Origin of the sequence: Ruegeria halocynthiae (genome assembly GCF_000743705.1) — a bacterium.
Taxonomy (GTDB): domain Bacteria; phylum Pseudomonadota; class Alphaproteobacteria; order Rhodobacterales; family Rhodobacteraceae; genus Ruegeria; species Ruegeria halocynthiae_B.
This window is the reverse complement of record NZ_JQEZ01000003.1, coordinates 760,564-785,996: the sequence shown is the minus strand read 5'-3', so window position 1 is coordinate 785,996 and position 25,433 is coordinate 760,564. Positions and strand designations below refer to the sequence as shown.

Annotated in this window: 26 protein-coding genes; 18 read left to right on the top strand and 8 right to left on the bottom strand. The window is 60.5% G+C overall.

The window, feature by feature from the left end:
* Positions 1–6 precede the first annotated feature (6 nt).
* On the top strand, positions 7–465 hold the full coding sequence (locus JT51_RS14485) for a VOC family protein (protein ID WP_037313843.1): 459 nt from the start codon (positions 7–9) through the stop codon (positions 463–465).
* On the opposite strand, the gene yaaA is transcribed toward JT51_RS14485, so the two are convergent.
* The 3 genes from yaaA to JT51_RS14470 form a co-directional block, all read right to left on the bottom strand.
* Positions 456–1,226, bottom strand: coding sequence for a peroxide stress protein YaaA (yaaA, locus tag JT51_RS14480; RefSeq protein WP_037313841.1), 771 nt, complete (start codon positions 1,224–1,226; stop codon positions 456–458). The genes JT51_RS14485 and yaaA overlap by 10 nt on opposite strands.
* A 34-nt stretch (positions 1,227–1,260) precedes the next feature.
* Positions 1,261–3,300 carry a DNA helicase RecQ gene (gene recQ, locus JT51_RS14475; RefSeq protein ID WP_037313839.1) on the bottom strand — a complete coding sequence of 680 codons (2,040 nt, stop codon included), beginning with the start codon at positions 3,298–3,300 and terminating at the stop codon, positions 1,261–1,263.
* Between the two features lie 77 nt (positions 3,301–3,377).
* Positions 3,378–3,665 carry a YggT family protein gene (locus tag JT51_RS14470; protein ID WP_037313837.1) on the bottom strand — a complete coding sequence of 96 codons (288 nt, stop codon included), beginning with the start codon at positions 3,663–3,665 and terminating at the stop codon, positions 3,378–3,380.
* 130 nt (positions 3,666–3,795) lie between these two features.
* On the opposite strand from JT51_RS14470, the gene JT51_RS14465 reads away from it, so the two are divergent.
* The 10 genes from JT51_RS14465 (at position 3,796) to smpB (ending at position 11,929) form a co-directional block, all read left to right on the top strand.
* Positions 3,796–5,163 carry an MFS transporter gene (locus tag JT51_RS14465; RefSeq protein ID WP_037313835.1) on the top strand — a complete coding sequence of 456 codons (1,368 nt, stop codon included), beginning with the start codon at positions 3,796–3,798 and terminating at the stop codon, positions 5,161–5,163.
* A 53-nt stretch (positions 5,164–5,216) separates the two neighbouring features.
* A complete protein-coding gene (mepA, locus tag JT51_RS14460; protein WP_419177306.1) occupies positions 5,217–6,023 on the top strand; it encodes a penicillin-insensitive murein endopeptidase in 807 nt (268 codons plus the stop codon).
* On the top strand, positions 5,996–6,880 hold the full coding sequence (locus JT51_RS14455; RefSeq protein ID WP_037313833.1) for an esterase-like activity of phytase family protein: 885 nt from the start codon (positions 5,996–5,998) through the stop codon (positions 6,878–6,880). Before mepA ends, JT51_RS14455 begins: the two co-directional genes overlap by 28 nt.
* Positions 6,881–6,971: 91 nt before the next feature.
* Positions 6,972–7,616, top strand: coding sequence for a queuosine precursor transporter (locus tag JT51_RS14450; protein ID WP_037313832.1), 645 nt, complete (start codon positions 6,972–6,974; stop codon positions 7,614–7,616).
* A gap of 263 nt (positions 7,617–7,879) precedes the next feature.
* Positions 7,880–8,299, top strand: coding sequence for an alternative ribosome rescue aminoacyl-tRNA hydrolase ArfB (arfB, locus tag JT51_RS14445; protein WP_037313830.1), 420 nt, complete (start codon positions 7,880–7,882; stop codon positions 8,297–8,299).
* 54 nt (positions 8,300–8,353) lie between these two features.
* Positions 8,354–9,100: an SDR family oxidoreductase gene (locus JT51_RS14440; protein ID WP_037313828.1), complete on the top strand. Its 747-nt coding sequence runs from the start codon at positions 8,354–8,356 to the stop codon at positions 9,098–9,100.
* 9 nt (positions 9,101–9,109) lie between these two features.
* Positions 9,110–10,126, top strand: a complete 1,017-nt coding sequence (locus JT51_RS14435) for a P1 family peptidase (RefSeq protein WP_037313826.1) — start codon at positions 9,110–9,112, stop codon at positions 10,124–10,126.
* A 113-nt stretch (positions 10,127–10,239) separates the two neighbouring features.
* Positions 10,240–10,653, top strand: a complete 414-nt coding sequence (locus tag JT51_RS14430; RefSeq protein WP_037313824.1) for a c-type cytochrome — start codon at positions 10,240–10,242, stop codon at positions 10,651–10,653.
* A gap of 209 nt (positions 10,654–10,862) precedes the next feature.
* Positions 10,863–11,405 carry an isopentenyl-diphosphate Delta-isomerase gene (gene idi / locus JT51_RS14425; protein ID WP_037313823.1) on the top strand — a complete coding sequence of 181 codons (543 nt, stop codon included), beginning with the start codon at positions 10,863–10,865 and terminating at the stop codon, positions 11,403–11,405.
* A 47-nt stretch (positions 11,406–11,452) separates the two neighbouring features.
* A complete protein-coding gene (gene smpB / locus JT51_RS14420; RefSeq protein WP_037313822.1) occupies positions 11,453–11,929 on the top strand; it encodes an SsrA-binding protein SmpB in 477 nt (158 codons plus the stop codon).
* Between the two features lie 13 nt (positions 11,930–11,942).
* On the opposite strand, the gene glpK is transcribed toward smpB, so the two are convergent.
* The 3 genes from glpK to panB all read right to left on the bottom strand — a co-directional run bounded on the left by glpK (position 11,943) and on the right by panB (position 15,166).
* The gene (gene glpK / locus JT51_RS14415) at positions 11,943–13,421 is read right to left on the bottom strand and encodes a glycerol kinase GlpK (RefSeq protein WP_037313816.1); all 1,479 of its coding nucleotides are present in this window, start codon (positions 13,419–13,421) and stop codon (positions 11,943–11,945) included.
* A gap of 66 nt (positions 13,422–13,487) precedes the next feature.
* The gene (gene panC / locus JT51_RS14410) at positions 13,488–14,330 is read right to left on the bottom strand and encodes a pantoate--beta-alanine ligase (RefSeq protein ID WP_037313814.1); all 843 of its coding nucleotides are present in this window, start codon (positions 14,328–14,330) and stop codon (positions 13,488–13,490) included.
* On the bottom strand, positions 14,327–15,166 hold the full coding sequence (panB, locus tag JT51_RS14405; protein ID WP_037313812.1) for a 3-methyl-2-oxobutanoate hydroxymethyltransferase: 840 nt from the start codon (positions 15,164–15,166) through the stop codon (positions 14,327–14,329). Before panB ends, panC begins: the two co-directional genes overlap by 4 nt.
* Before the next feature lie 169 nt (positions 15,167–15,335).
* On the opposite strand from panB, the gene JT51_RS14400 reads away from it, so the two are divergent.
* Genes JT51_RS14400 through JT51_RS14375 form a run of 6 tightly spaced genes read left to right on the top strand, consistent with a single transcriptional unit; the run spans position 15,336 to position 22,804 of the window.
* The gene (locus JT51_RS14400; RefSeq protein ID WP_051927572.1) at positions 15,336–16,823 is read left to right on the top strand and encodes an ABC transporter substrate-binding protein; all 1,488 of its coding nucleotides are present in this window, start codon (positions 15,336–15,338) and stop codon (positions 16,821–16,823) included.
* A gap of 25 nt (positions 16,824–16,848) precedes the next feature.
* Complete coding sequence (locus JT51_RS14395) at positions 16,849–17,928, top strand: hypothetical protein (protein WP_235216182.1); 1,080 nt, start codon at positions 16,849–16,851, stop codon at positions 17,926–17,928.
* A gap of 40 nt (positions 17,929–17,968) precedes the next feature.
* The gene (locus JT51_RS14390; RefSeq protein ID WP_037313808.1) at positions 17,969–18,916 is read left to right on the top strand and encodes an ABC transporter permease; all 948 of its coding nucleotides are present in this window, start codon (positions 17,969–17,971) and stop codon (positions 18,914–18,916) included.
* Positions 18,913–19,728, top strand: coding sequence for an ABC transporter permease (locus JT51_RS14385; RefSeq protein WP_037313804.1), 816 nt, complete (start codon positions 18,913–18,915; stop codon positions 19,726–19,728). Before JT51_RS14390 ends, JT51_RS14385 begins: the two co-directional genes overlap by 4 nt.
* On the top strand, positions 19,725–21,323 hold the full coding sequence (locus JT51_RS14380) for an ABC transporter ATP-binding protein (RefSeq protein WP_037313802.1): 1,599 nt from the start codon (positions 19,725–19,727) through the stop codon (positions 21,321–21,323). The genes JT51_RS14385 and JT51_RS14380 overlap by 4 nt, the downstream gene beginning before the upstream one ends.
* Before the next feature lie 29 nt (positions 21,324–21,352).
* Positions 21,353–22,804: an aldehyde dehydrogenase family protein gene (locus JT51_RS14375; protein WP_037313801.1), complete on the top strand. Its 1,452-nt coding sequence runs from the start codon at positions 21,353–21,355 to the stop codon at positions 22,802–22,804.
* 3 nt (positions 22,805–22,807) lie between these two features.
* Here JT51_RS14375 and pncB read toward each other — a convergent pair whose 3' ends face one another.
* Entirely contained in the window at positions 22,808–24,100 is a 1,293-nt protein-coding gene (pncB, locus tag JT51_RS14370) for a nicotinate phosphoribosyltransferase (protein ID WP_037313799.1), read from the bottom strand.
* A 166-nt stretch (positions 24,101–24,266) separates the two neighbouring features.
* Here pncB and JT51_RS14365 point away from each other — a divergent pair, with 166 nt between their 5' ends.
* The gene (locus JT51_RS14365) at positions 24,267–24,785 is read left to right on the top strand and encodes a hypothetical protein (RefSeq protein ID WP_037313798.1); all 519 of its coding nucleotides are present in this window, start codon (positions 24,267–24,269) and stop codon (positions 24,783–24,785) included.
* Here JT51_RS14365 and pncA read toward each other — a convergent pair.
* Positions 24,782–25,375 carry a bifunctional nicotinamidase/pyrazinamidase gene (pncA, locus tag JT51_RS14360; protein ID WP_037313797.1) on the bottom strand — a complete coding sequence of 198 codons (594 nt, stop codon included), beginning with the start codon at positions 25,373–25,375 and terminating at the stop codon, positions 24,782–24,784. The two genes, JT51_RS14365 and pncA, sit on opposite strands and share 4 nt — an antisense overlap.
* Positions 25,376–25,433 lie beyond the last annotated feature (58 nt).

Below are 25,433 nucleotides of genomic sequence, written 5' to 3'. Positions count from 1 at the left end.
AACCCCATGTCAGACCGAGGTTTTTACCCGCGCGCATTGGGCGAGATCGCCATTCGCTGCACCGATATGGCTGCAATGGTGGCGTTTTATGAAACCGTGATCGGGTTGGAACGCCTGAGCGGCGACCACAACAGCGCCATCACCTTCTTTCGCATCGCCGAAGGGTTTGGCGGGCATACGCAGGTGCTGGCCCTGTTTCATCACACCGCCGCGCCGCGGCCCGGCTTGCATCCGACTGGTGCGGGCAAACCCGCAACGGGTGCCGGATCGTCGCTGCATCACATCGCTCTTTCACTGCCTTTTGAGGAGCAGGACGCGGTAATGCGCTGGTACGACAAGATCGGTCAGCCCTATCGCGTGGAACAGTTCGGCTGGATCGGGTGGCGTGGCATTTTTACCGAAGATCCGGAAGGCAACACCGTTGAACTGGTGGCCTATGACCGCTCGATGCTGGATCAGGCCTGATAGGGGCGCACAAAGACGGGCTTGTCCTCTTCCGACAGGTCGGCGCGGTATGCGTAGCCTCCGGTATTGAAATCCAGCAGGCCCTTGGGGTCGGTCAGGCGGTGCTGGATCACATAACGCGCCATCGCGCCGCGCGCTTTTTTGGCGAAAAAGCTGACAATCTTGGGCGTGCCTGCTTTGTCTTCCATAAAGACCGGCGTGATCACGCGCAATTTCAGCGCCTTGAGGTCCACGGCACCGAAATATTCCTGACTGGCGCAGTTCACCAGAACATCCGACCCGATTTCGCCCGCTTGCGCGTTCAGCGCCTTGCTCAGCTGGTCGCGCCAATATTCATACAGGTTCTTGCCGCGCCGGGTTTTCAGCCTGCTGCCCATCTCCAACCGATAGGGTTGAATTGCGTCCAGCGGGCGCAAAACCCCATACAGACCGGACAGAATGCGCAGGTGATCCTGCGCCCAGGTCATTTCGTCAGCGTCCAGTGAGGCCGCTTCGAGCCCCTGATAGGTGTCGCCAGCAAAAGCCAGCGCGGCGGGGCGCGTTGCCTCTGTGTCCGGGGCATCGGAAAAGGCGCGATAGCGGTCGCGGTTCAGCCGGGCCAGATCGTCGCTGAGGTCCATCAGCTTTTTCAGATCGCCAAGGGTCAGGTTCCGGGCGGTTTTCGACAGGCGGATCGCATCGTCCTGAAAGTCCGGTTGTGTGACCGCGACGTCCCGTTCTGCCCAGTCCAGCCGCTTGGCCGGGGAAATCACTACCAGCATATCCGCCCTCGTTCCTTGCCTGTTCCCGGGGTATCTAGCCCGCCTGACGCAGCACGTCCAGAAAGGCAGCCCCAAACCTTTCGTGACGGCGGTCGCCCAGAAGCTGTTCCATCGCGCGCGGGTCGTGGGGCCGCATCTGCGCCACTTTGGCCAGTTGCGAGGCGGAGCAGGTCAGCGGCTTGTCGATCCCGTCGGGGCCGCGCGACAACTGTGTCTGCACTTCCATCAGGCGGTCGTAGATGCCGCCCTGATCCCGCCCTGCCAGCTTGCGGCGGGCGGGATGCAATTCCTCGACCGCGCCTGCAATCACTTCCAGGAATGTATCTCCATAGCGATCCAGCTTTTTCGCGCCAACGCCGCCGATCCGCGCCATGTCGTCCAGCGTCATGGGCCGTTTTTCGGCCATTTCAATCAGCGTGCGGTCGGGAAAGATGACATAGGCCGGGACCCGCGCGGATTCCGCCAGCGCGCGGCGTTTGGCCTTGAGCGCCGATAGCAGCGGCGCGTCTTCCTCGGACACCATCATCTTGACGGCGGGGCGTCGTGTGGCCTTGCGGATCGTGTCCTTGCGCAGGTCAATCTGTGCCTCACCCTTCAGGATCGGCTTGGCGGCCTCGGTCATGCGCAGCGCGCCGTGGCGGTCGGGGTCGGGGCGGACAAGATCATGGCCCATCATCTGTCGGAAGATCGCCTGCCATTGCGGGCGCGACCAGTCCTTGCCGATACCATAGGTGGACAGGGTATCGTGGCGGCGGGCGCGGATCTTGTCGGTCTCATTGCCCAGAAGGATGTCGATCAGATGGCCTGCCCCGAACCATTCTTCGGTGCGCAGGATCGCGGACAGGGCCATGCGGACCGGGGTGGTGCCGTCGAACACATCCGGAGGCGTGTCGCACAGATCACATTTCCCGCAAGGTTCGGCCTGTTCGCCGAAGTATCCCAGCAGGGTTTGACGGCGACAAACCAGCGCCTCGGCCAGTCCCAGCAGCGCATTCAGCCGCGCGTGATCGGCCATGCGGCGTTCGGAGGGGGCCAGCCCCTCGTCAATCTGCGTGCGGCGCAGGCGGATGTCGTCGGGGCCAAACAGGGTCAGCGTCTCAGCCGGGCCGCCATCGCGTCCGGCGCGTCCGATTTCCTGATAATAGGCTTCGATGGATTTGGGCAGGTCGGCATGGGCGACCCAGCGGATATCCGGTTTGTCGATACCCATGCCAAAGGCGACGGTGGCCACCACGATCAACCCATCCTCACGCGCAAAGCGGGTTTCGACGATGCGTCGATCCTCGGCCTCCATCCCGCCGTGATAGTGGCAGGCGCTATGCCCTTCGGCACGCAGGGCCTGCGCCAGCACCTCGGTCTTGTTGCGGGTGCCGCAATAGACGATGCCGGATTGGGTTTTGCGGGCGGCGGCGAAATCCAGAATCTGTTTGCGCGGCCCGTCCTTGGCACCAAAGGCCAGATGGATGTTGGGCCGGTCGAACCCCCGCAGGAACTTGCGCGGCGCGGTGCCGTCGAACAGCTTTTCAACGATCTCATCCTGCGTTTCCGCATCTGCCGTGGCGGTGAAGGCGGCCAGCGGTACGTTCAGCGCGCGCCGCAGCTCTCCGATCCGCAGGTAATCGGGGCGGAAATCATGGCCCCATTGGCTGACGCAATGCGCCTCATCCACCGCGATCAGGCTGACATTGATCCGCCGCAACATCCCCAGCGCCGATCCGGCGGCCAACCGTTCCGGGGCCATGTACAGCAGCTTGAGGCGCCCGGCCTCCAGCGCCTCCCACACGGCATCGGTTTCTTCGGGGGTATTGCCGGATGTCAGCGCGCCCGCTTCGACGCCTGCCTCTTGCAGCCCGCGCACCTGATCGCGCATCAGGGCGATCAGCGGAGAGATCACCACCGTGACCCCATCCCGCATCAGTGCAGGCAGTTGAAAACACAGGGATTTGCCACCGCCCGTGGGCATGATCGCCAGCACGTTTTCACCGCCTGTCACGGCATCGACGATTTCCTCCTGACCGGGGCGGAAGTCGTCGAATCCAAAGACATCTCGCAGCAGGGGTGCGGCGTCGAACATGCGGGGAAGGCCCTGTTTTAAGGTTTATCTGCTCTTAAGACAGGACAATCACATACTAAGATTCGGTGAACAAGAGGTCAGACGAAATTGACCATATTGTTGATAAGGACGATCCGCAGTGCATAAACCCCGATCAGCACGACCAGCGGCGTCAGATCCAGCCCGCCCATATTTGGCAGGACGCGGCGGATCGGGCCATAGATAGGCTCTAGTATCCGGTTCAAGCCGTACCAGATTTGCGCGACAAGCTGTTGATGCAGGTTCAACACCTGAAAATTGATCAGCCAGCTCATGATGACATGGGCCAGAATGATGAACCAGACAATGTCCAGGATCAGCAAAAGGATTTGGATCAGCGACAGCATGGGGCCTCCGGATTTCACATTGGCTGAGACCTAAGCGCCCCTGCGGCAAAGAGCAAGTGTGCGCCAACACAACGCTTGCGAAATGGATCAAAGCCCCGTCTTATGAATGCAACGATAAACAGAGGCAGTGATGGCAGAAATTTCCAAGCGCAGGCGCATCTGGGGCTGGTGGTTTTTCGACTGGGCCAGTCAGCCTTATCATTCGCTTTTGGTGACCTTTGTGTTTGGCCCCTATTTCGCGGGTGTGGCCGCAGAATATTATGTGAATTTCGGCTTGGATACAGACGCCGCCGATGCGCGGGCGCAAACGGTCTGGGCGCATTGCATGACCATCATCGGGTTGATCATCGCTTTTGGGGCCCCGTTGATGGGCGCCTTGGCGGATGTGTCTGGTCGCCGCATCCCTTGGATTTTTGCCTTTTCGGCGATGTATGTCGTGGGGTCCGCCGCATTGTGGTTCACGATGCCGGACGGGTCGAACATGTGGCTGATGCTGTCAGCCTTTGGCCTGGGCTTTGTTGGCGCGGAATACGCGCTGATCTTCATCAACTCGCAGCTGCCTGATCTGGGGGATGACAGTGAAGTGGGCGAGATTTCGGGATCGGGCTTTGCTTTTGGCTATTTCGGAGGGCTGATTTCCCTGGCGATCATGCTGGCGTTGTTTGTGGAACAGCCCAACGGCAAGACGTTGATCGGGATGGATCCGCTGTTTGGGCTGGATGCGGCGCAGCAGCAAGGAACGCGTTTTGTCGGTCCATTCACTGCGCTGTGGTTCATGTTGTTCATGGTGCCGTATTTCCTTTGGGTTCGCGACGATCCGCAGACCGAAAAGAAAGGCAGCTTTGGTCAGGCGCTGAGCCTGCTGGTGAAATCTGTATCGAACCTGCGCCATCGGGTCAGCCTGGCCGGCTATCTGGGCTCGTCCATGTTTTATCGCGACGCGCTGAACGGGCTTTACACATTCGGCGGCGTCTACGCGAAGCTGGTGCTGGAATGGGATCTGATCAAGATCGGCGTTTTCGGAATTGTCAGCGTCCTTGCTGCGGCCGTGTTTTCGTGGGTAGGGGGCAAGCTGGACAAGAAATACGGCCCTAAACCGGTGATTTTGGTGGCCATCTGGGTGCTGATCTTTGTCTGCACAACTATCGTGTCCATGGATCGGACCCAGATTTTTGGCATCACTCTACCGGATGGATCAGGTCTGCCGGATCTGGTTTTCTTTGGCTGCGGCGTTCTGATCGGCGGCATGGGTGGAATTCTGCAATCTGCCAGCCGGTCAATGATGGTGCGCCATACCGACCCGGATGCGCCGGTTGAAAGCTTTGGCTTGTACGGCCTGTCCGGTCGTGCCACGTCATTTGTTGCGCCGCTGTTGATCGGGATTGCAACAACGGTAACCGGCAGCGCGCGCTTGGGGGTGTCACCCATCGTCGCGTTGTTTATTCTGGGGTTATTCCTGATGCGCTGGGTCAGACCGGAAGGGGATCAGAGCAGATGATTTTACTACGTTTTTTGGCAATATTGGCCGCGATCACATTGACAGGGACAGCCATGGCGCAACCCCTTGCCAAACAGATGTTCGGGGCGCAAAAGCAAAGTTCACAGCAAAAACCGGCCGCCTTCGGCAGTTATTCGCGCGGGTGTGCGGCGGGGTCGGTGCAATTGCCCGAAACCGGGCCGACATGGCAGGCGATGCGCCTGTCGCGTAATCGCAACTGGGGGCATCCGCAGGCGATTGATTATGTGCAGGACCTCAGCAAGTTCGCGGCGCGGCAACCGGGGTGGAATGGTCTCTATGTCGGGGATATCAGCCAGCCGCGCGGCGGGCCGATGACATCCGGCCACCGCAGTCACCAGCTGGGTCTGGACATTGATATCTGGATGCTGCCGGGCGACAACATGCGCCTGTCCCGCAAGGCGCGCGAGAATATCTCGTCTATTTCCCTGCGCCGGGCCAATGGGGCCTATGTGAACGGCAACTGGACCAAACAGCACCATGCGGTGCTGCGCGAGGCCGCCAAGGATAAGCGCGTGGCGCGGATATTCGTGTTCCCCGGCGCCAAAGCTCAGATGTGCAATGATGAGACAGGCAACCGGGCCTATCTGCGCAAGATCCGGCCCTGGTGGGGCCATCACTATCATTTCCACGTCCGGCTGAAATGCCCCCGGGGATCGCGCGGCTGCGTCAATCAGGACCCGCCCCCCAAAGGCGATGGTTGTGCCGAGGCGCAGCAATGGGTGCGCAATATCCTCAATCCTCCGCCACCGGACCCGAACGCGCCGCCCCCCAAGAAACGTCGCGAATACCGTCTGACTGATTTGCCCCAGCAATGCGCCGCCGTTTTGCAATCCAACTGATTGGCGCGGCGTTGCTGGCCGGATCGGTCGGGGCGGTCGAGGTCAAGACAGCGACTTATCTGGGCAGCTTTTCCTGGCGGCACAATGCCGACTGGTTCGGTGGGTTTTCGGCCATCCAGTTATCGCAGGACGGTCGTGACGCAATTATACTGAGCGACCGCGCGACTTTGATCACCGCCCGGATTGAACGGGACGGGCCTCAGATCACCGATATTCAGATTTTGGATCACTGGCCGGTTCTGTCCAGCCAAGGGTATGTTTTGTCAGGTCATGCAGGCGATGCCGAAGGGATTGCGATTGCGCCGGGTGGCGGTTTCTTTATTTCCTTTGAAGGCGTCCACCGCGTGGCGCAGTATCAGGCACCCGGTTCAAAGGCCCGGGTTCTGCCGCGCCCAAAGGCATTCAAGGCATTGGACAGCAATGGCTCATTCGAAGGATTAGCTATTGATGATCTGGGTCGGCTTTATACCCTGACCGAGAAAAGCCGCACGCCGCAGGGGGATATTCCCGTATACCGTTGGGACGGTCACGCATGGTCGACACCATTTGTGCTGCCGCAGCGGGGCAGGTTCCTGCCCGTATCGGCCGATTTTGGCCCTGATGGGCGGTTTTATGTTCTTGAACGGGCGGTGTCGCTGATCGGCTTTCGGTCGCGGCTGCGGCGCTGGTCGATCGAAGGGGATGCGCCAGTCGCCGAGGAAATCCTGTTTGAAACCGGCAGCGGCACACATGACAACCTCGAAGGGTTATCGGTCTGGCGCGATGATCAGGGTCGCCTGCGGGGCACCATGATCTCGGATGACAACTTTTTGGCCATCCAGCGTACCGAACTGGTTGAATACCTGCTGCCCGATTGACTTGCTGAATACTTGGGGATAGAAGCGCGGCTTGCCTTGGGATGACCCCTTGGCCAAGTCGCCGCTACCTTGTCAAAACGGGCATCAAAATATGCAACGCGCTTATATCCCCGGCATTCTTGCCATGGCCGCCATTGTCGTGGCCTCGAACGTTCTGGTTCAATTCCTTCTGCTTGATGGTCTTCTGACCTGGGGTGCCTTTACCTATCCGCTGGCCTTTCTGGTCACCGACATCATGAACCGCGTCTATGGCGCAGGTCCGGCCCGCAAGGTCGTGTTTGTTGGCTTTGTCACCGGTATCACCTGCTCGTTGATCGGCTCGCAGATCATGTTGCAGGGCGATGGCTTTACCTATGCCGCCGTGCCGTTGCGGGTCGCCGTGGCCTCGGGCACCGGGTTCCTGATCGCGCAATTGACCGATGTCACCATTTTCAACGCGCTGCGTGGCGGCCGCTGGTGGCGTGCGCCGCTGGTGTCGACTGTGGTCGGGTCGATCGTGGATACCACGCTGTTTTTCACCATCGCGTTTTCGGCCTCGATCACCTTCTTCGGAGTCAATGCCGATGCCGCGATCAACTGGGCGTGGGAGCCTGTGCCCTTCCTGCTGACCGGTCCGATGGCGCCGCTCTGGGTCACGCTGGCATTCGCCGACTGGCTGGTGAAACTGTCGCTGGCGCTGATCGCGCTGATCCCGTTCAAGGTGATCGTCGCCCGGCTGACCGCGCAGCCCGCTTAAAAAAACGCTTTGAGAATGGCACAACTTGTGGCACGCTTCTTTTCAACCGCAACAGATAGAAAAGGAGGTGATCCAGTGTCGAGAAAGAGATTGGAGAGAGGTGTCGGAACAACCGGGGGGATCGCCCGTTAGGGCAGCCCTTGGCGGAGCGTTCGCTCCGGCTGGTCGATTGATCTAACCGACCCGACCTCCTGAACTTTCGAAGGGCCGTCCCGCCGGGGCGGCCCTTTTTGTTTCCGTATGCCGCCTGTAAGGTTCGCCCCATGTTGCATGTCACCGATGATATCACCCTGCAAGATTGGGAAATGACCGAAAGCTTTATGCGCGCCTCTGGGCCTGGCGGGCAGAACGTGAACAAGGTCGCCACGGCGGTTGAGCTGCGGTTTGAGGCTGCGCGGTCGCCCTCGCTGCCCGATCCGGTCAAAGCCCGGCTGAAGCGGCTGGCGGGGCGACGCTGGACCAAAGAGGGTGCGATCATCATTCAGTGTGACGAGACCCGCAGCCAGGCCCGCAACCGTGAAATCGCCCGCAACCGACTGGCTGAGCTGATTGCCCGCGCATTGGTGAAACCCAAGCGGCGCATAGCCACCAAACCCACCTATGGGTCGGTCAAACGACGGCTGGCTTCCAAAAAGGCGCGGGCGGATGTCAAAGCGTTGCGTGGCAAGATTTCGGAAGATTGATGTGGTAACTTTGCCGGGCCTTGCTACTTTGGTCCTGTTAGGGAGAGCAAGATCATGAGGTTAGAGGGAAAAACCGCAATTGTGACCGGTGGTGCGTCCGGCTTTGGTGCCGGGATCGTGCAGAAATTCCTGTCCGAAGGTGCGCGTGTCATGATTGCCGACATCAATGGTGACGCGGCCGAGGTGCAGGCGAAACAGCACGGCCCGAACGCAATTGCGCAGCTGGTCGATGTGGCGGACGCGCATTCGGTGCAGGCCATGGCAGACACGGCGCTGGATCGCTTTGGACATCTGGACATTCTGGTGAATAATGCAGGCGTCACCCACCTGCCGACCCCGTTAGAGAAGGTTACGGAAGAAGATTTCGACCGGATTTTCAATGTAAACATGAAATCTGTTTACTTGACCGCACGCGCTTTGGTGCCTGCGATGAAGGCGCGCGAAGGGGGTGCGATCCTGAATGTCGCCTCGACCGCGGGCCTGTCGCCGCGTCCGAACCTGAACTGGTACAACGCGTCCAAGGGCTGGATGATCACGGCGACCAAGACGATGGCGGTGGAATTGGCCCCGTCCGGTGTGCGCGTGAATGCGATCTGCCCGGTGGCGGGGGAAACGCCCTTGCTGAAATCCTTCATGGGCGAAGACACGCCTGAGATTCGCGCCAAATTCCTGTCCACAATCCCGTTGGGCCGTTTTTCCACGCCTGAGGACATGGCCAACGCCGCCTGCTTCCTGTGCTCGGACGAGGCCAGCATGATCACCGGCGCAGCGCTTGAGGTCGACGGTGGCCGCTGTATCTGAGGTGCGCGCATGACCCCGGGACCCAAAAACCTGATCACCGATGTCCCCGGCCTGAAGGTCGGCAACGCGCAGGATGCGGCGCTGAAATCCGGCGCAACGGTTCTGACGGCGGATGACCCTTTTGTCGCCTCGGTCCATGTGATGGGCGGGGCGCCGGGTACGCGGGAAACCGATCTGTTGGCCCCGGATAAATCCGTCGAACGGGTGGATGCCATTGTCCTGTCCGGTGGATCGGCCTTTGGGCTGGACGCCTGTTCCGGCGTGTCGGATGCGCTGCGTGCGCAGGGGCGCGGGTTTCGGGTTGGCGGTGCGGTGGTTCCGATTGTGCCGGGCGCGATCCTGTTTGATCTGCTTAATGGCGGCGACAAGGATTGGGTTGAAAACCCCTATCGCGCGTTGGGCAGGGACGCATTTGAAACGGCCGCACAGCAGTTTGCGTTGGGAACTGCGGGCGCTGGCACCGGGGCTTTGGCCGCGCGGCACAAGGGCGGGCTGGGGTCGGCCTCATTGGTTCTGGATAATGGCGTCACGGTTGGCGCGCTGGTTGCGGCCAATCCGCTGGGCAGTGTCACCACACCGGGTGATCGCCACTATTGGGCCGCACCATTTGAAATTGGCGCGGAATTCGGCGGTTTAGGGCCTGATTCCGGTACGGGTATGGGGTGGATCGAACCCAGTCTCAAGGCGCAAGCGATGCGCCCGGCTGCGCCCGAGAACGGCAATACCACCATCGCCATTGTGGCCACCGATGCGGCGCTGTCGAAATCGCAATGTCAGCGTCTGGCGGTCGCGGCCCATGACGGCATCGCCCGCGCCATTGTGCCCGCCCATACGCCGGGCGACGGTGATCTGGTCTTTGGCCTCAGTACAGGCGCGCGGCCTGTCGCCGCCGAGGCCGAACTGGGGTTGATCGGACATGCGGCCTCGATCTGTCTGGCGCGGGCCATTGCGCGGGCGGTTTATCTGGCGACACCGGCGGCGGGCGATCTTTTGCCCAATTGGGCCGCGCTACATGACTTAAGTTAAGGACGGCGACTATGCCGCAGTGGCACAGTGCTCTCGCGCGGCAATCTGCGCGTTGACTCTTTTCCGCACCGAAGGTCCATTCGGTGCAGCCAATTCGTATCGGAGCAAAAGCTATGAATCGCATCCTCGCTACCGCAATCGCCGGCCTGCTGGCCCTTCCTGTTTATGCCGAAGGTGACGCCGACGCCGGCAAGAAAACCTTTAACAAATGCAAGTCCTGCCACATGATTGCGGACCCGGATGGCGAAGTGATCGTCAAGGGCGGCAAGACCGGTCCGAACCTTTATGGTGTGGCGGGTCGTACTGCGGGCACTATGGAGGGCTTTAAATACGGCGACAGCATCGTTTTGGCCGGTGAAAACGGGCTGGTCTGGGACGAGGTGACCTTTGTCGAATACGCGCAGGACCCCAAAGGTTTCCTGAAGTCCTATCTGGATGACACCTCGGCCAAGTCCAAGATGACCTTCAAGCTGAAAAAAGGCGGCGAAGACGTCTATGCCTATATCGTCAGCGTTTCCGGCGAATAACGCCTGAAGCCGACCTGCCCGACGGAATATGAAAGGCCGCAGCCCCCCTGCGGCCTTTCGTGCGATTGATTACCGGATGGACCAGCGCCACCTTGGGGTATGCGGAACATCCTGTCTTGCGGGCAGGATGTCGCAAAGCCACGCCGGTTCGGCCAAAGCCAATTTTCAATTTCCGGCCTTTCAGGTGGATCGGCAGCAGGAGACGACAGATGGGACTCATGATTCCGGCCTGGGTTGACGGCGAATTGACCCCCGTGGACAAGCTTGAGGCGCATGAAAAGGGCCTGCGGCACAAGGCCGTGTCGGTTTTTGTCGTCCGCGGCACCGAGATTTTGATGCAGCAGCGGGCGATGGGAAAATATCACACCCCCGGCTTGTGGGCGAACACCTGTTGCACGCACCCCGACTGGGGTGAGGCGCCGTCGATTTGCGCTGTGCGTCGCCTGCGCGAAGAACTGGGGATTACCGGGTTGTACCCAGAATATCGCCACCGGCTGGAATACCATGCCGATGTCGGCAACAACATGATCGAACATGAGGTGGTCGATGTGTTTCTTGCACATGCCCGCGGTCCGCTGAAGATTGAGCCTAATCCGGACGAAGTCATGGATATCCGCTGGATTGATTACCACGATCTGCTGGCCGAAGTGCAGCGTCACCCGGCGCGGTTCACGCCCTGGCTCAAGATATATCTGCACAACCATGCGGATACGATTTTCGGCCCCGATCTGATCATCTCGGCCAAGTCCTGACGGCTTCGGCTTGCAAGGACCGCCTAAGCGGCATAAATCAACGCGTCATGGCCAAGCAAAAGACAGACCCGAATTACAAGGTAATCGCCGAAAACCGGCGCGCGCGCTTCGATTACGCGATCGAGGACGATATTGAATGTGGCATCATCCTACTGGGGTCCGAGGTTAAGTCCCTGCGCGCAGGCGGGTCGAATATCGCTGAAAGCTATGCCTCGGTCGAGGATGGAGAGCTGTGGCTGGTCAACAGCTATGTCGCCCCCTACGAGCAGGCCAAGGTGTTCAAGCATGAAGAACGCCGCCGCCGGAAACTGCTGGTGTCACGCAAGGAAATGTCGAATCTGTGGAATGCGACACAGCGCAAGGGCATGACGCTGGTGCCGCTGGTGCTGTATTTCAACCACAAGGGTCTGGCCAAGATCAAAATCGGCATCGCCAAGGGCAAGAAAACCCATGACAAGCGCGAAACCCAGGCCAAGCGGGACTGGTCACGTCAGAAACAGCGGTTGATGAAGGATCACAGCTGATCCTTCGGCCCCCTCAGAACGCCATGGCTGCGGCAACGGCCCGCTGCCAGCGGGCATAAGCGGCGTCACGTTCCTGTTCGGACAGTTCGGGCTCAAACCTGCGGTCCAATGCCCAGGTTTCGGAGAACTCGTGCTGTTTGGGGTAGATACCCGCACGCATTCCGGCCAGCCAGGCCGCACCCAACGCGGTGGTTTCCTGCATCACCGGGCGATCTACCGGCGCGCCGAGGTAATCCGCCAGCCCCTGCATGGCCCAGTCCGACGCGCTTGCGCCGCCATCGACGCGCAGGGTCACTTCGGCATCCGTGTTCCAGTCGCCCTGCATGGCGTGCCACAGGTCGCGGGTCTGATAGGCGATGCTTTCCAGCGTGGCGCTGGCAAATTCGGCCCGGCCGGAATTGCGGGTCAGGCCAAACACTGCGCCCCGGCAATCGGGTTTCCAATAGGGTGCGCCAAGGCCGGTAAAGGCGGGCACCAACACCACATGCTGGTTCGGGTCGGCCTGATCGGCCAGCTCACTGCTTTCGGCGGCCGTTTCGATGATCTGCAAGGCATCGCGCAGCCATTGCACGGCGGCCCCGGCCACAAAGATCGACCCTTCCAGCGCATAGGTCCGCTGACCGTTCAACTGGTAGGCAATCGTTGTCAGCAGACGGTTTCTGGATTCGACCGGCTGCGATCCCGTGTTCAACAGGGCAAAACAGCCGGTGCCATAGGTGGATTTCATCATGCCGGGTTTGAAACAGGCCTGCCCGATGGTGGCGGCCTGCTGATCGCCCGCCACGCCAAGAATAGGGATATCCCCGCCCAACAGGGTCGTATTGCCGAAATCCGAGGCGCAGTCATGCACCTTGGGCAGCATGTTCATCGGCACGTCCAGAAGGTCGCAGATTTCCGCGCTCCATTCGCCCTTGTGGATGTCGAACAACAGGGTCCGCGCGGCGTTTGTGGCATCGGTCGCGTGGCTGCGCCCTTCGGTCAGACGCCAGATCAGGAAACAGTCGATGGTGCCGAACATCAGCTCACCTGCTTCGGCACGGTCGCGGGCCCCGGGGATAGTGTCCAGCAGCCATTTGACCTTGGTCCCCGAGAAATAGGGGTCCAGCAGCAGCCCGGTCTGGGCGGTCACGTCATCCTCGCACCCGGCCTGTTTGTAGCGCGCGCAAATCTCGGCGGTGCGGCGGTCCTGCCAGACGATGGCGTTGTGGATGGGTTTGCCGGTGGCCCGGTCCCAGACCACGGTGGTTTCGCGCTGATTGGTGATGCCGATACCGGCGATCTGGTCGGGGGTGGCGCCGGTGGTTTCCATCACCTCGCGGCAGACGGTCAGGACGCTGTTCCAGATTTCCTCGGCGTCGTGTTCGACCCAGCCTTCCTGTGGAAAATGCTGGGTAAACTCGTGCTGCGCCATGCCTGCGCGCTGCATGTCGGCGTCGAACAATATGGCCCGCGACGATGTGGTGCCCTGATCAATGGCAAGAATATAGGTCACGCCTGCGCCCCTCCCGGTTTGTTTTGCGGGACCATAGCGCAAGGCGGGCGGCTGCCGCCAGTGTGATTAGACTGGAATATTGTCGATCAGGCGCACGCCATCGGCCCAGGCTGCCACGAACAGCCGGGCAGGCCGCTTGGCATGGGTCACCGGGTCCAGTGTCTCGGCGCAGCGCAGCTGGATGTATTCAACCTGCGTGAACCCCGCAGCCAACAGATCGGTTTCGGCCTGCGTCGCCAGCGGCTGGAACGCGGTTCCGGTTTTCAGCGACTGGGCAATGGCTTGCATGATCCGGTGCTTGTTGCCCGCAACCGCCAGCCCCTGGGACGAGAGGCGCAGGTTGCGCGAGGACATCGCCAGACCCGAGGGTTCGCGCACAGTGGGGCAACCAACCACCTCGATCGGGATATCCAGATCGCGCGCCATCCGGCGGACGACCATCAGCTGTTGATAGTCTTTTTCCCCGAAATAGGCCCGATCCGCCTGTGTTTGCAGGAACAGCTTGGCGACCACGGTGGCCACGCCGTCGAAATGGCCCGGACGGAATTCACCTTCCATCACATTGGTCAGGCCCGCGACCGAAACGGTGGTAGCAAAGCCCTGCGGGTAGATTTCATCCGGGTCGGGAACATAGATCGCATCGACGCCATATGGGGCCAGTTTCTGCGCATCTTCGTTTTCGGTGCGCGGGTAATTGGCCAGATCCTCGGGGTTGTTGAACTGTTTGGGGTTCACAAAGATCGTCACGATCACGCAGTCGCTGCTTGCCTTGGCGGCCTCGGCCAAGGACAGATGCCCCTGATGCAGCGCGCCCATGGTGGGGACAACGCCGATCACCTCATCCTTGCGATGCCATTTGGTGGTCAGCGCCCGCAGATCGGCCAGACGGCGCAGGATGGGGGCGGTCATGCTTTGGGTCCCTTGACCGGCGCCTGATCGGAAAACACATGTTCATCCGCCGGAAAGGCGCGGGTGCGCACATCGGCGGCGTATTCAGCAATGGCGGCTTCGGCCTGCGGACCCAGCTCGGCATAGCGTTTGACGAATTTCGGTTTGAAGGCGGTGAAAAAGCCCACCATGTCGTCGACCACCAGAATCTGCCCGTCGCATCCGGCTGAAGCGCCGATGCCGATGGTGGGGATCGCAATCTCGGCGGTAATTTGATCGGCCAGCTTTTGCGGCACCTTTTCCAGTACCACGGAAAACGCACCGGCTTCGGCGACGGCGTGGGCATCGGCCAGAACGGCCTGCGCCTGCTCATCGCGGCCCTGCACCTTGTAGCCGCCCAGCGTGTTGATCGACTGCGGCGTCAGGCCGATATGGGCCATCACCGGAATGCCGCGCTTGACCAAAAAGCGGATGGTCTCGGCCATCTCGACCCCGCCTTCCAGCTTGACCGCACCCGCGCCGGTTTCCGACATCAGACGGGCGGCGTTGCGGAACGCCTCGGCCGGATTGTGTTCATAGCTGGCAAACGGCATGTCGATGACCATCATCGCCTGCTCCAGCCCGCGCGCGACGGCCTGACCGTGCATCACCATCATTTCCATCGTGACGCCAAGGGTGGATTCCAGCCCGTGCAACACCATGCCGACGCTGTCGCCCACCAGAACGAAATCGCAATGGGCATCCATCAGCCGCGCCATTGGCGTGGTATAGGCCGTCAGGCTGACCAGCGGCGTGCCGCCTTTGCGGGTGCGGATATCCTGGGCGTTTGGGGCTTTTTTGCGGGCGGTGGCGCTCATGGTCGCTCCTCCGGGGTTCATGTTGCAGCGCGGCATAGCAGATCGCAGCGGTTCATAGAAACCCCGGTTGCGCGAACATTTCCTTGATTGACCTAAGGTTTAAAGGGACATTGGTCGCAGAACGGCCCGAATAAAAGGGCCAATATTCTTTTAGTGGGGAGAGATTTACATGACAAAGCAGACGTTTCGGACCTTTGTCTCGGCGCTGGCGATGGGTGCCAGCCTGTTTGCCACGCAGGCTTTGGCGAAATCGGACATTACCATCGCGATGCAGCTGGAACCACCGCATCTGGACCCCACCAGCGCCGCCGCGCAGGCCATCGATTCGGTAGTGTACACCAATATCTTCGAAGGTCTGACCCGGTTCATGGGCGATGGTTCGGTCGTGCCCGGATTGGCAGAAAGCTGGGAGATTTCCGAGGATGGCACCGTCTATACCTTCAAACTGCGCGAGGGGGTGACCTTCCATGACGGCACGACGATGGACGCCGAGGACGTCAAGTTCAGCCTTGACCGCGCCCTGGCCGAAGACAGCGCCAACGCGCAAAAAGCCCTGTTTGCCGCTATTGCAAGCGTTGAGGTCGCCGATCCGCTGACCGTCACAGTCACCCTGTCCGAGCCTAACGGCAATTTTCTGTTCAACATGGCCTGGGGCGATGCAGTGATTGTTGCCCCCGATAGCATCGACAATATCAAGACCAACCCGGTCGGCACCGGTGCATTTACCTTTGGCGAATGGGTTCAGGGCGATAGCATCACCCTGAACCGAAATCCAGATTATTGGGGGGATCAGCCCGCGTTAGAGACTGCTACGTTCAAATTCATCTCGGACCCAACCGCCGCCTTTGCGGCGATGATGGCCGAGGATGTGGATGTGTTCGACAATTTCCCGGCCCCCGAAAACCTGCCTCAGTTCGAGGCCGATCCGCGCTTTCAGGTGCTTGTGGGATCGACCGAAGGCGAAACCATCCTGTCGACCAACAACAAACAACCTCCGTTCGACGATATCCGTGTGCGGCAAGCTCTGGCCCATGCCATCGACCGGCAAGCGATCATTGATGGGGCGATGTTCGGCTATGGCACACCCATCGGCACCCATTTTGCGCCGCATAACCCGGCCTATGTCGATCTGACCGGCAATTCGGCCTATGATCCGAAAAAGGCCGCCAAACTGCTGGCGGATGCGGGGTATGAAGAGGGGTTCGAAACCACCCTGCACCTGCCGCCGCCCTCTTATGCCCGGCGCGGGGGCGAGATCATCGCCGCACAACTGGCCGAGGTCGGCATCACCGCCGAGATCATCAATGTGGAATGGGCGCAATGGCTTGAATCGGTGTTCAAAGGCAAGGATTTCGGCCTGACCATCGTCAGCCATACCGAACCGATGGATATCGGCATCTATGCGCGACCGGATTACTATTTCCAATATGACAGCCTGGATGCCCAGACGCTGATCGAAACGCTGAACACGACCACTGATCCCGAAGAACGCAACCGGCTGCTGGGCGAGATGCAGCGCCTGATTGCCAATGATTATGTCAACGGCTACCTGTTCCAGCTGGCAAAGCTGGGGGTTGCCAAAGCCGGTGTTCAGGGTCTGTGGAAAAACGCACCGACAGCCGCCATTGATCTGACCCAGATCAGCTGGTCCGAATAGATCGGCCCCGGATGCCTAAACCAGAGTGAGCCTGACGATGAACCCGGCCCGCATCTTCTGTACTCTTGCACTTGCCGCCTGTGTTTTTGCCATGGGCGGCAAGGTGCAGGCGCAGAACGCCCTGGACGGCGGGCTTGAGGCGCTGGTGGGCACGCCGGAAAACCCGCTGGATGTCGGCATCGGCATCCGGATTGATCAGGTTACAAGCGTTGATCAGAAGGCCGAGAATTATTCCGCCGTCGTCGTCCTGCGGGTTGAATGGACCGATCCGGCGCTGGCCTTTGACCGCGATGTCGTGGGGCGCGACTTTCAGGTGTTCAACCCGGCCACACTGGCCGAACATGCCTCGGAAATTGGGGCGGTCGTGCCCGCTTTTGTCATCCACAACCAGCAGTCCAACAAATGGATACACGAATCCGCAGCCTCGCTGCACCATGATGGGCGTGTGGTTTATGTCGAAAAATCCTCGCTGACCTTGCAGGCGCCGCATTTCGATTTCCGCAAGTATCCGTTCGACACGCAGAAGTTCTTTTTCGAGGTCGTCTCAATCTTTCCGTCCGAATACGTGACTTATTACCCGTTGGACGACTATTCGGGTCTGGGCGACCTGCTGGGCGAAGAAGAGTGGGTGCTGGGCAACGCGCGGGTGCAGCATTCGACAGTTACCGGCCTGTCGGGGCGGGACAGCGATCAGGTTGCGCTGGCGTTCGAGGGCAGTCGGCATCTGACCTATTACGTCATTCGCGTGTTCCTGCCGATGCTGGTGCTGATCACTGTCGGCTGGGCGTTGTTCTTTCTGGACGAATACCGCAGGCGGATTGAAATCGCGGGCGGCAACCTGCTGGTGTTTGTGGCCTTTAATTGGGCCATATCGGCCGATCTGCCCAAACTGGGCTATCTGACGTTTCTGGATTTCACCCTGCAATGCATGTTCCTGATGACCGGGGCGCTGATCGTGTTCAACGTGGCCCTGCGCAAATTGAAGGTGTCGGGCCGGGAAGGGGCCGCGCGCAAGCTGGACAATTACGCGATCAAGTGGATTTATCCGCTGGGGTACGCAGCCATCGTCGGCTATGCGGTTTTTGCCTATCTGATAACGCCATAGATGCTGGACCCCCGCCATATGGGACCCTAACCTAACCGCAATGCTCCGCTATGCTTTCAAACGTCTGATATCGCTGCTGATCAGTCTTGTGGTCGCCTCGGTGGTCATCTTCGCGGTGATCGAGGTGGCACCGGGTGATCCGGCCTCGTTTATGTTGGGGGTCAACGCGCAAGAAGATACGCTGGCGGCACTGCGCGCCGAGCTTGGGTTGGATGTCTCGAATGCGCAGCGGTACTTGGACTGGGTCGGTGGTATGCTGGTGGGGGATTTCGGCACTTCGTATACCTACCGTACGCCGGTGTCGCAGATGATCGCGGATCGGATGTGGGTGTCGCTGCCGCTGGCGCTTTATGCGCTGATCCTGTCCACCCTGATCGCCTTTCCTGCCGGGATCTATGCGGCGGCGCGCCGGGGCAAGCCAGGTGATCTGACGGTGATGGGGGCCACGCAACTGGGCATCGCGGTGCCGAACTTCTGGTTCGCGATGATGTTGGTGCTGATCTTTGCCATCAATTTGCGCTGGTTCAATGCCGGTGGGTTTGCGGGCTGGAACAAGGGGCTTTGGGCCGGGTTGCATTCCCTGACCCTGCCAGCAATTGCGCTGGCCCTGCCGCAGGCAGCAATTCTGGCGCGGGTGATGCGGTCATCGCTGCTGGACATATTGGGCGAGGATTTCATGCGCACCGCCCGCGCCAAGGGGCTGACATACCGTCAGGCGCTGTGGCGGCACGGGGTGCGCAACGCGCTGATCCCGGTTCTGACTATTCTTGGGTTGCAGTTTTCCTTTCTGCTGGCGGGGGCGATCATCATCGAGCAGGTGTTCTATTTGCCCGGTCTGGGGCGGCTGGTGTTTCAGGCGATCTCGGCCCGGGACCTGATCGTGGTGGAATCCGTGGTCATGCTGTTGGTTTTTGCCGTTATCACGGTGAATTTTCTGGTCGATCTGGCCTATGCCGCCGTCGACCCCCGTCTAAGGAGCAGGACATGAGCCGTAACCTGATCCTTGGCGCGGTGCTGTCGTCGCTGGTTCTGCTGGCGGCTGTGATCTCATTCGTCTGGACGCCTTATGATCACGCTGCCCTGAATATCCCAAACAAATTGCAGCCGCCCAATGCGCGGCATTGGTTCGGCACGGATCATTTCGGGCGGGACACGTTCTCGATGATCATGGTGGGCGCGCGCACGTCAATTGCCGTTGCGCTGGTTGCTGTCGGCATTGGCGTCGGCTTTGGCGTGCCGCTGGGCCTGACGGCGGCAGCGCGTCAGGGCTCGTGGCTGGATGAGGTGATCATGCGCGGCAATGATCTGGTCTTTGCCTTCCCGTCGCTGGTGATTGCCATTCTGATCACCGCCGTATTTGGGGCCGGGGCCATCAATGCCATCATCGCCATCGGCATCTTCAACATCCCCGTGTTCGCCCGCATCACCCGCGGCGCGGCGCTGTCGCTGTGGGGGCGCGAGTTCATCCTTGCCGCCCGTGTGTCGGGCAAGGGCGCTGCGCGGATATCGGCAGAACACATTCTGCCCAATGTGGCCAATCTGCTGATCGTGCAGGGGACCATCCAGTTCTCCTTGGGTATTCTGGCCGAGGCGGGCCTGTCCTATGTTGGCCTTGGCGCGCAGCCGCCGACGCCCAGCTGGGGCCGAATGCTGGCCGACGCGCAGACGATGGTCAGTTTTGCCCCGCATTTGGCTCTGATTCCGGGTCTCGCGATCATTGTCACGGTGCTGGGGCTGAACCTGCTGGGGGATGGTCTGCGTGACTGGCTTGACCCGCGTATCCGGGTGGCGCGCGCATGACCCTGCTGCAGATTGAAAACTTGTCGCTGTCCATTCACGGCGCAGAGATTCTGAAGCAGGTCAGTCTGGACATTGCCCCGGGCCAGATCGTGGCGGTCACGGGTGAAAGCGGATCAGGCAAGTCGATGACGGCGCTGGCCGTGATGCAGTTGCTGCCCAATGGCGCCGTGGCGGACGGTGCAATCCGGTTGCAGGGTCAGGACCTTCTCAACCGCCCCGAGGCCGAACTCTGCGCCCTGCGCGGCGCCGCGACCGGGATGGTGTTTCAGGAACCGATGACCGCCCTGAACCCGGTCAAGACCATCGGTGATCAGGTGATGGAAACGATCCTGATCCATAAGGCCATGCCCCGTGCCCAAGCCCGGGCCCGCGCGCAAGAGGTACTGACCCGCGTTGGCCTGCCGCCCGACCGGTTCCCGCTGTCGCGCTATCCGCATGAGCTGTCCGGTGGTCAGCGTCAGCGAGTGGTGATCGCCATGGCCATTGCCCTGCGCCCCAAGCTGCTGATCGCGGACGAGCCGACAACCGCGCTGGATGTGACCACGCAGGCCCAGATTCTGGACCTGCTCAAGGGGTTGGTGCGTGAATATGACATGGGCCTGCTGATGATCACCCACGATCTGGCGGTTGTGGCCAATATGGCCGATCGGATTGCGGTGATGCGTCAGGGCGAGGTGGTCGAATCCGGCGCAACCGGCGACCTGCTGCGCGACATGCAACACCCCTATACGCGGATGCTGTTTGCGGCGTCCGGCCATCAGGTGACATTGCCGCTATCACCGCCCCCGCGCCCCCTGCTTGAGGTGGCGCAGGTCGTCCGAACCTATCGCCTGCCACGCAAAGGCCTGTTCGGCAAACCGGACCATCACCGCGCGGTGGATCGTGTCAGCTTTACCCTGAACCGGGGCGAACGTCTGGGTTTGGTTGGCGAATCCGGTTGCGGTAAATCGACCCTAACACGTGCTATATTGGGCCTGGATGATGTGCAGGGCGGCAGCGTCCAACTGGACGGGCAGCCCGTTTTCACGGGTCACCGGCCAAACCCGGCGGTGCGCCGCAAGATGCAGGTGGTGTTTCAGGACCCTTATGGCAGCTTCAACCCCCGCCACCGAGTTGCCCGCCTGATCACCGAACCATTTCACCTGTTGGATGCCCCGCCCACCGGGTCAGAGCGGCAGGATCGCATTGCCGAAATGCTGACAGCCGTGGGCCTTGGCCCCGATGATGCGGGCAAATACATCCACGAATTCTCGGGCGGGCAAAGGCAGCGTATCGCTATCGCCCGTGCCCTGATTATACGCCCCGAGCTGATCCTGTTTGACGAGGCGGTCTCGGCCCTTGATGTTTCGGTCCGGGCGCAGATTCTAGACCTGCTGGCGGACCTGTGCGCTGCCTATGATCTGACATATCTGTTCATCAGCCATGACCTGAGCGTGGTCCGGACCATCACCGACCGGGTGATGGTGATGCAGGCCGGGCAGATCGTTGAACAGGGCGAAACCGGGCAGATATTCTCTGACCCGCAACATCCCTATACCCGCGCCCTGATCGAAGCCGCGCCAACATTGCCGGAAACCGGAATGAATGTGGCGTGACCCTTTTTTGATCCGAATAGGAGGCCAAAATGCCCAATCCCCTCTGGTTTAATCCCGGCCTTTGCCTGATCGGCGGTGCGCGGGTTGGCCCTGCGTCGCAAACAGACCTGCCGTTGATCAACCCGTCTGACGGGGCCGAAATCTGCCGGATCGCGCGCGGAGGCGCAACAGACATCGACGCAGCCGTTCAGGCGGCGCAGGCGGCATTGGACGGCGATTGGGGCCGCAAAACCGCGCTGGAACGGGGGCGCATCCTGACCCGGCTGGGCCAGTTGGTGCTGGAACGCGTGGAGGATCTGGCGCAGCTGGAGGCGATGGATGTCGGCAAGCCGCTGACCCAGGCGCGCGCCGATGCGGTGGCCTTGGCGCGGTATTGCGAGTTCTACGGTGGCGCAGCGGACAAGGTGATGGGAGAGACTATTCCCTATCTGGACGGCTACACCGTCTATACCCTGCGCGAACCGCATGGGGTGACAGGCCATATCGTGCCGTGGAATTACCCGATGCAGATCATTGGCCGTTCCGTCGGGGCGGCGCTGGCGATGGGCAATGCCTGTGTGCTGAAACCTGCGGAAGAGGCCTGCTTGACCGCGCTGGCCTTTGCCCATCTGGCGCAACAGGCCGGTCTGCCCGCCGGGGCGCTGAACGTGGTGCCCGGTGTGGGGGCCGAGGCCGGCGCGGCGCTGTCCGGGCATCCGGGCGTAAACCATATCTCGTTCACGGGTTCGGTCGCCACGGGCGCGCTGGTGCAGCAGGCAGCTGGGCGCAATGTGGTGCCGGTGACGCTGGAGCTGGGTGGAAAGTCCCCGCAACTGGTGTTTGACGACGCCGATTTGGACGCCGCCCTGCCGTTTCTGGTGAATGCGGGCATTCAGAACGCCGGTCAGACCTGTTCGGCCTCGTCGCGCATTCTGGTGCAGCGCGGCGTGTATGAACAGGTGACATTGCGCATGGCCGCAGCCTATGCCGAACTGACCGTTGGCCCCGCGCATGAGGATTTACGGCTCGGCCCCCTGATTTCAGCCCGACAGAAACAGATCGTGACGGGTTTTCTGGACAAAGGCCGCGACCTCAGCATCGCGGGGCAGGGGCGCATTGTCGATCATGCGCCGCAAGACGGGGCCTATGTGCGGCCCACCCTGTTCGCGGATGTCCCGCCCGATCACATATTGGCAAAAGACGAGATTTTCGGCCCGGTGCAGGTGCTGATCCCCTTCGACACCGAAGAAGAGGCGGTGCAAATTGCCAACGGCACCGAATACGGGCTGGTTGCCAGCATCTGGTCCCGCGATGGGGCACGGCAGATGCGGCTGGCAAAGCGGTTGCGCTCGGGTCAGGTGTTTATCAACAACTACGGCGCGGGCGGCGGTGTGGAACTGCCCTTTGGCGGCGTCGGCAAATCAGGTCATGGCCGCGAAAAAGGGTTCGAGGCGCTTTATGGCTTTTCGCAGCTGAAAACCGTGGCGGCCTACCATGGTTAGGGTCTAAACGATGACCTCGATTGAATCTTGCGCGCCCACGTCGAACACCCGCTTGTAACGCTCAATCTCGGCCTTTGGCCCCATCGCCTTTTCGGGGTTGTCCGACAATTTCACTGTCGGGCGGCCGTTGGCCGAGACCGCCTTGCACACCAGCGAGAACGGCGCCAGCGCGTCATTTGGCACAAACCCGCGGAAATCATTGGTCAGCAAGGTGCCCCACCCGAATGAAACATTGGTGCGGTGTGCGAATTGGCTGTGCAATTCGCGGATTTTGCCCACGTCCAGCCCATCGGAAAAGATCACCCGTTTTTGCATCGGGTCCTCGCCGCGTGAATTCCACCAATCAATCGCGATGTCCGCGCCCGTCGCGGGATCGCCGCTGTCGATACGGATACCGGTCCAGCCTGCCAGCCAGTCCGGCGCATGGTCCAGAAACCCCTGCGTGCCATAGGTGTCGGGCAGGATGATGCGCAGATTGCCGTCGTGTTCTTCGTGCCAGTCGCTGAGAACGTCATAGGGGGCCTGGGCCAGGTCGGCGTCATTGTCTGCCAGCGCAGAATAGACCATGGGCAGTTCATGGGCGTTTGTGCCGATCGCCTCGACTTCGCGCCGCATGGCGATCAAACAGTTCGAGGTGCCGGTGAACGCCGGACCTAAGCCTTCGATCATCGCCTGCACGCACCAATCCTGCCAGAGGAAGGAATGCCGCCGCCGGGTGCCGAAATCGGCGATGCCCAGCCCGTCAACCTCGCGCAGCTTTTCGATCTTTTCCCAGACGCGGGTCATGGCGCGGGCATACAGCACCTGCAATTCGAACCGGCGCATACCATTGAGAACAGCACGCGAGCGCAGCTCCATCAGCACCGCCAGCGCGGGGATTTCCCACAACATGACCTCGTGCCACTTGCCTTCAAATGTCAGCTCGTACTGGTCGCCCTTGCGTTCAAGGTGATAGGGCGGCAGGCGCATGTTCTCGAACCATTCCATGAAATCCGACCGGAACATCTGCCGTTTTCCGTAGAACATATTGCCCCGCAGCCAGGTGCTTTCACCCCGGCTGAGGCTAAGCGACCGGATATGATCCAACTGTTCGCGCAGCTCGCCTTCGTCGATGAGATTCGCCAACGGAATATGATTCGACCGGTTGATCAGCGAAAAAGTCACGTCCGTTTGGGGCTTATTTCGAAACACTGACTGGCACATCAGCAGTTTGTAGAAATCTGTGTCGATCAAAGACCGGACAATCGGGTCAATCTGCCATTTATGATTGTACACGCGCGCCGCAATATCGACCATGGGGAACTCCTGCGATTTCCGTTGTTAGATCAATAGGTGCGTGGATTGGCAAGAGTCGCTAATTTGGTGACAATGACAAGGTCAGGTCACAAAAGGAGCATATTGTGTGATCCTTTCCTCGGTTAAGCGAGAGGATAGGAGTAAGAAGACAAGGTTAAGTTAGTGAATGGGTCTCGAGTACGATTTTGATATTGTAACAATTGCTGAGGAAGATGCGGATTCGAATTCGGTGCAGTCCGCATTACCCGAAACGCAAGCGGTTTGCGCCCAGTTTCGAGACGCGCGGGCCGCCGATGCCCTGCGCTCGACTTCCCCCGGAATACGCAGGATTTTCGAGGATGCCGGGTTTGATCTTGCGCCGACTGACAGTGAAAATTCACACGGGTTCTACCGGCCACAAGACGCAGCCGATCGGGAACGCATTCTGCGGGCGTTGTTTGCCAATATCAGGGAATCAGGCGTCAAAGGCGAATACTGCGGCGCGTTCGATTTCTGGCAATTTCTCAACGATGTGAAAACGGCCCGTCCGCGCGAAATGCCGACCCAGACGCCCAAGTCAGGACAAGCGACCCCGGTCAGGCCGAAAAGGCGCACCATTCAGGGGCGGATTGGTTTCGCGCTGGGGTTTGCGGTGCTTCTGATTGCCGTGCTCAAATATCTGGCGGCCACGGGCAATTCACCTTAGGCCAAAATTACCCCGGCATCGCGCATGGCGGATTGCGCAGATGCCATCGACCCATCCAGGTCGATGCCCCGGCAGGCCTCCATCCGGACCATCACATCAAATCCAAGACGGGCCGCGTCGACGGCCGAGAATTGAACGCAGAAATCCGTCGCAAGCCCAACCAGCGTCAGCTGCTTGATGCCACGCGTGTTCAGGTATCCCTGAAGGCCGGTGGGCGTGGTTTGATCGTTTTCGAAAAACGCCGAATAGCTGTCGATTGCGCCGCGAAACCCTTTGCGGATGATCAGGTCGCCATCGGTGCGCAGGTCCGGGTGAAACGCTGCGCCCTTGCTGCCCTGGACGCAATGATCCGGCCACAGCACCTGTGGGCCATAGGGCATTTCGATCATCTCATACGGGGCTTTCCCGGTATGAGAGCTGGCGAATGAGGAATGACCGACCGGATGCCAGTCCTGCGTCAGGATCACGGCGTCGAAATCTTCCATCATGGCGTTGATCGGGGCGACGATTTCATCGCCTCCGGGCACGGCCAGCGTGCCGCCGGGGCAGAAATCGTTCTGGACGTCGATTACGATCAGGGCATTGGTCATCGCGGGCCTCCTGCGGTTGCTGTATCGGTAAGGTGCCGTGCAGGACGCGTCAATCCGG

Coding starts and splice junctions, on each gene's coding strand:
- JT51_RS14485 (WP_037313843.1), top strand. CDS start 7: ATGTCAGACCGAGGTTTTTACCCGCGCGCATTGGGCGAGATCGCCATT.
- yaaA (WP_037313841.1), bottom strand. CDS start 1,226: ATGCTGGTAGTGATTTCCCCGGCCAAGCGGCTGGACTGGGCAGAACGG.
- recQ (WP_037313839.1), bottom strand. CDS start 3,300: ATGTTCGACGCCGCACCCCTGCTGCGAGATGTCTTTGGATTCGACGAC.
- JT51_RS14470 (WP_037313837.1), bottom strand. CDS start 3,665: ATGCTGTCGCTGATCCAAATCCTTTTGCTGATCCTGGACATTGTCTGG.
- JT51_RS14465 (WP_037313835.1), top strand. CDS start 3,796: ATGGCAGAAATTTCCAAGCGCAGGCGCATCTGGGGCTGGTGGTTTTTC.
- mepA (WP_419177306.1), top strand. CDS start 5,217: ATGGCGCAACCCCTTGCCAAACAGATGTTCGGGGCGCAAAAGCAAAGT.
- JT51_RS14455 (WP_037313833.1), top strand. CDS start 5,996: ATGCGCCGCCGTTTTGCAATCCAACTGATTGGCGCGGCGTTGCTGGCC.
- JT51_RS14450 (WP_037313832.1), top strand. CDS start 6,972: ATGCAACGCGCTTATATCCCCGGCATTCTTGCCATGGCCGCCATTGTC.
- arfB (WP_037313830.1), top strand. CDS start 7,880: ATGTTGCATGTCACCGATGATATCACCCTGCAAGATTGGGAAATGACC.
- JT51_RS14440 (WP_037313828.1), top strand. CDS start 8,354: ATGAGGTTAGAGGGAAAAACCGCAATTGTGACCGGTGGTGCGTCCGGC.
- JT51_RS14435 (WP_037313826.1), top strand. CDS start 9,110: ATGACCCCGGGACCCAAAAACCTGATCACCGATGTCCCCGGCCTGAAG.
- JT51_RS14430 (WP_037313824.1), top strand. CDS start 10,240: ATGAATCGCATCCTCGCTACCGCAATCGCCGGCCTGCTGGCCCTTCCT.
- idi (WP_037313823.1), top strand. CDS start 10,863: ATGGGACTCATGATTCCGGCCTGGGTTGACGGCGAATTGACCCCCGTG.
- smpB (WP_037313822.1), top strand. CDS start 11,453: ATGGCCAAGCAAAAGACAGACCCGAATTACAAGGTAATCGCCGAAAAC.
- panC (WP_037313814.1), bottom strand. CDS start 14,330: ATGACCGCCCCCATCCTGCGCCGTCTGGCCGATCTGCGGGCGCTGACC.
- panB (WP_037313812.1), bottom strand. CDS start 15,166: ATGAGCGCCACCGCCCGCAAAAAAGCCCCAAACGCCCAGGATATCCGC.
- JT51_RS14400 (WP_051927572.1), top strand. CDS start 15,336: ATGACAAAGCAGACGTTTCGGACCTTTGTCTCGGCGCTGGCGATGGGT.
- JT51_RS14390 (WP_037313808.1), top strand. CDS start 17,969: ATGCTCCGCTATGCTTTCAAACGTCTGATATCGCTGCTGATCAGTCTT.
- JT51_RS14385 (WP_037313804.1), top strand. CDS start 18,913: ATGAGCCGTAACCTGATCCTTGGCGCGGTGCTGTCGTCGCTGGTTCTG.
- JT51_RS14380 (WP_037313802.1), top strand. CDS start 19,725: ATGACCCTGCTGCAGATTGAAAACTTGTCGCTGTCCATTCACGGCGCA.
- JT51_RS14375 (WP_037313801.1), top strand. CDS start 21,353: ATGCCCAATCCCCTCTGGTTTAATCCCGGCCTTTGCCTGATCGGCGGT.
- pncB (WP_037313799.1), bottom strand. CDS start 24,100: ATGGTCGATATTGCGGCGCGCGTGTACAATCATAAATGGCAGATTGAC.
- JT51_RS14365 (WP_037313798.1), top strand. CDS start 24,267: ATGGGTCTCGAGTACGATTTTGATATTGTAACAATTGCTGAGGAAGAT.
- pncA (WP_037313797.1), bottom strand. CDS start 25,375: ATGACCAATGCCCTGATCGTAATCGACGTCCAGAACGATTTCTGCCCC.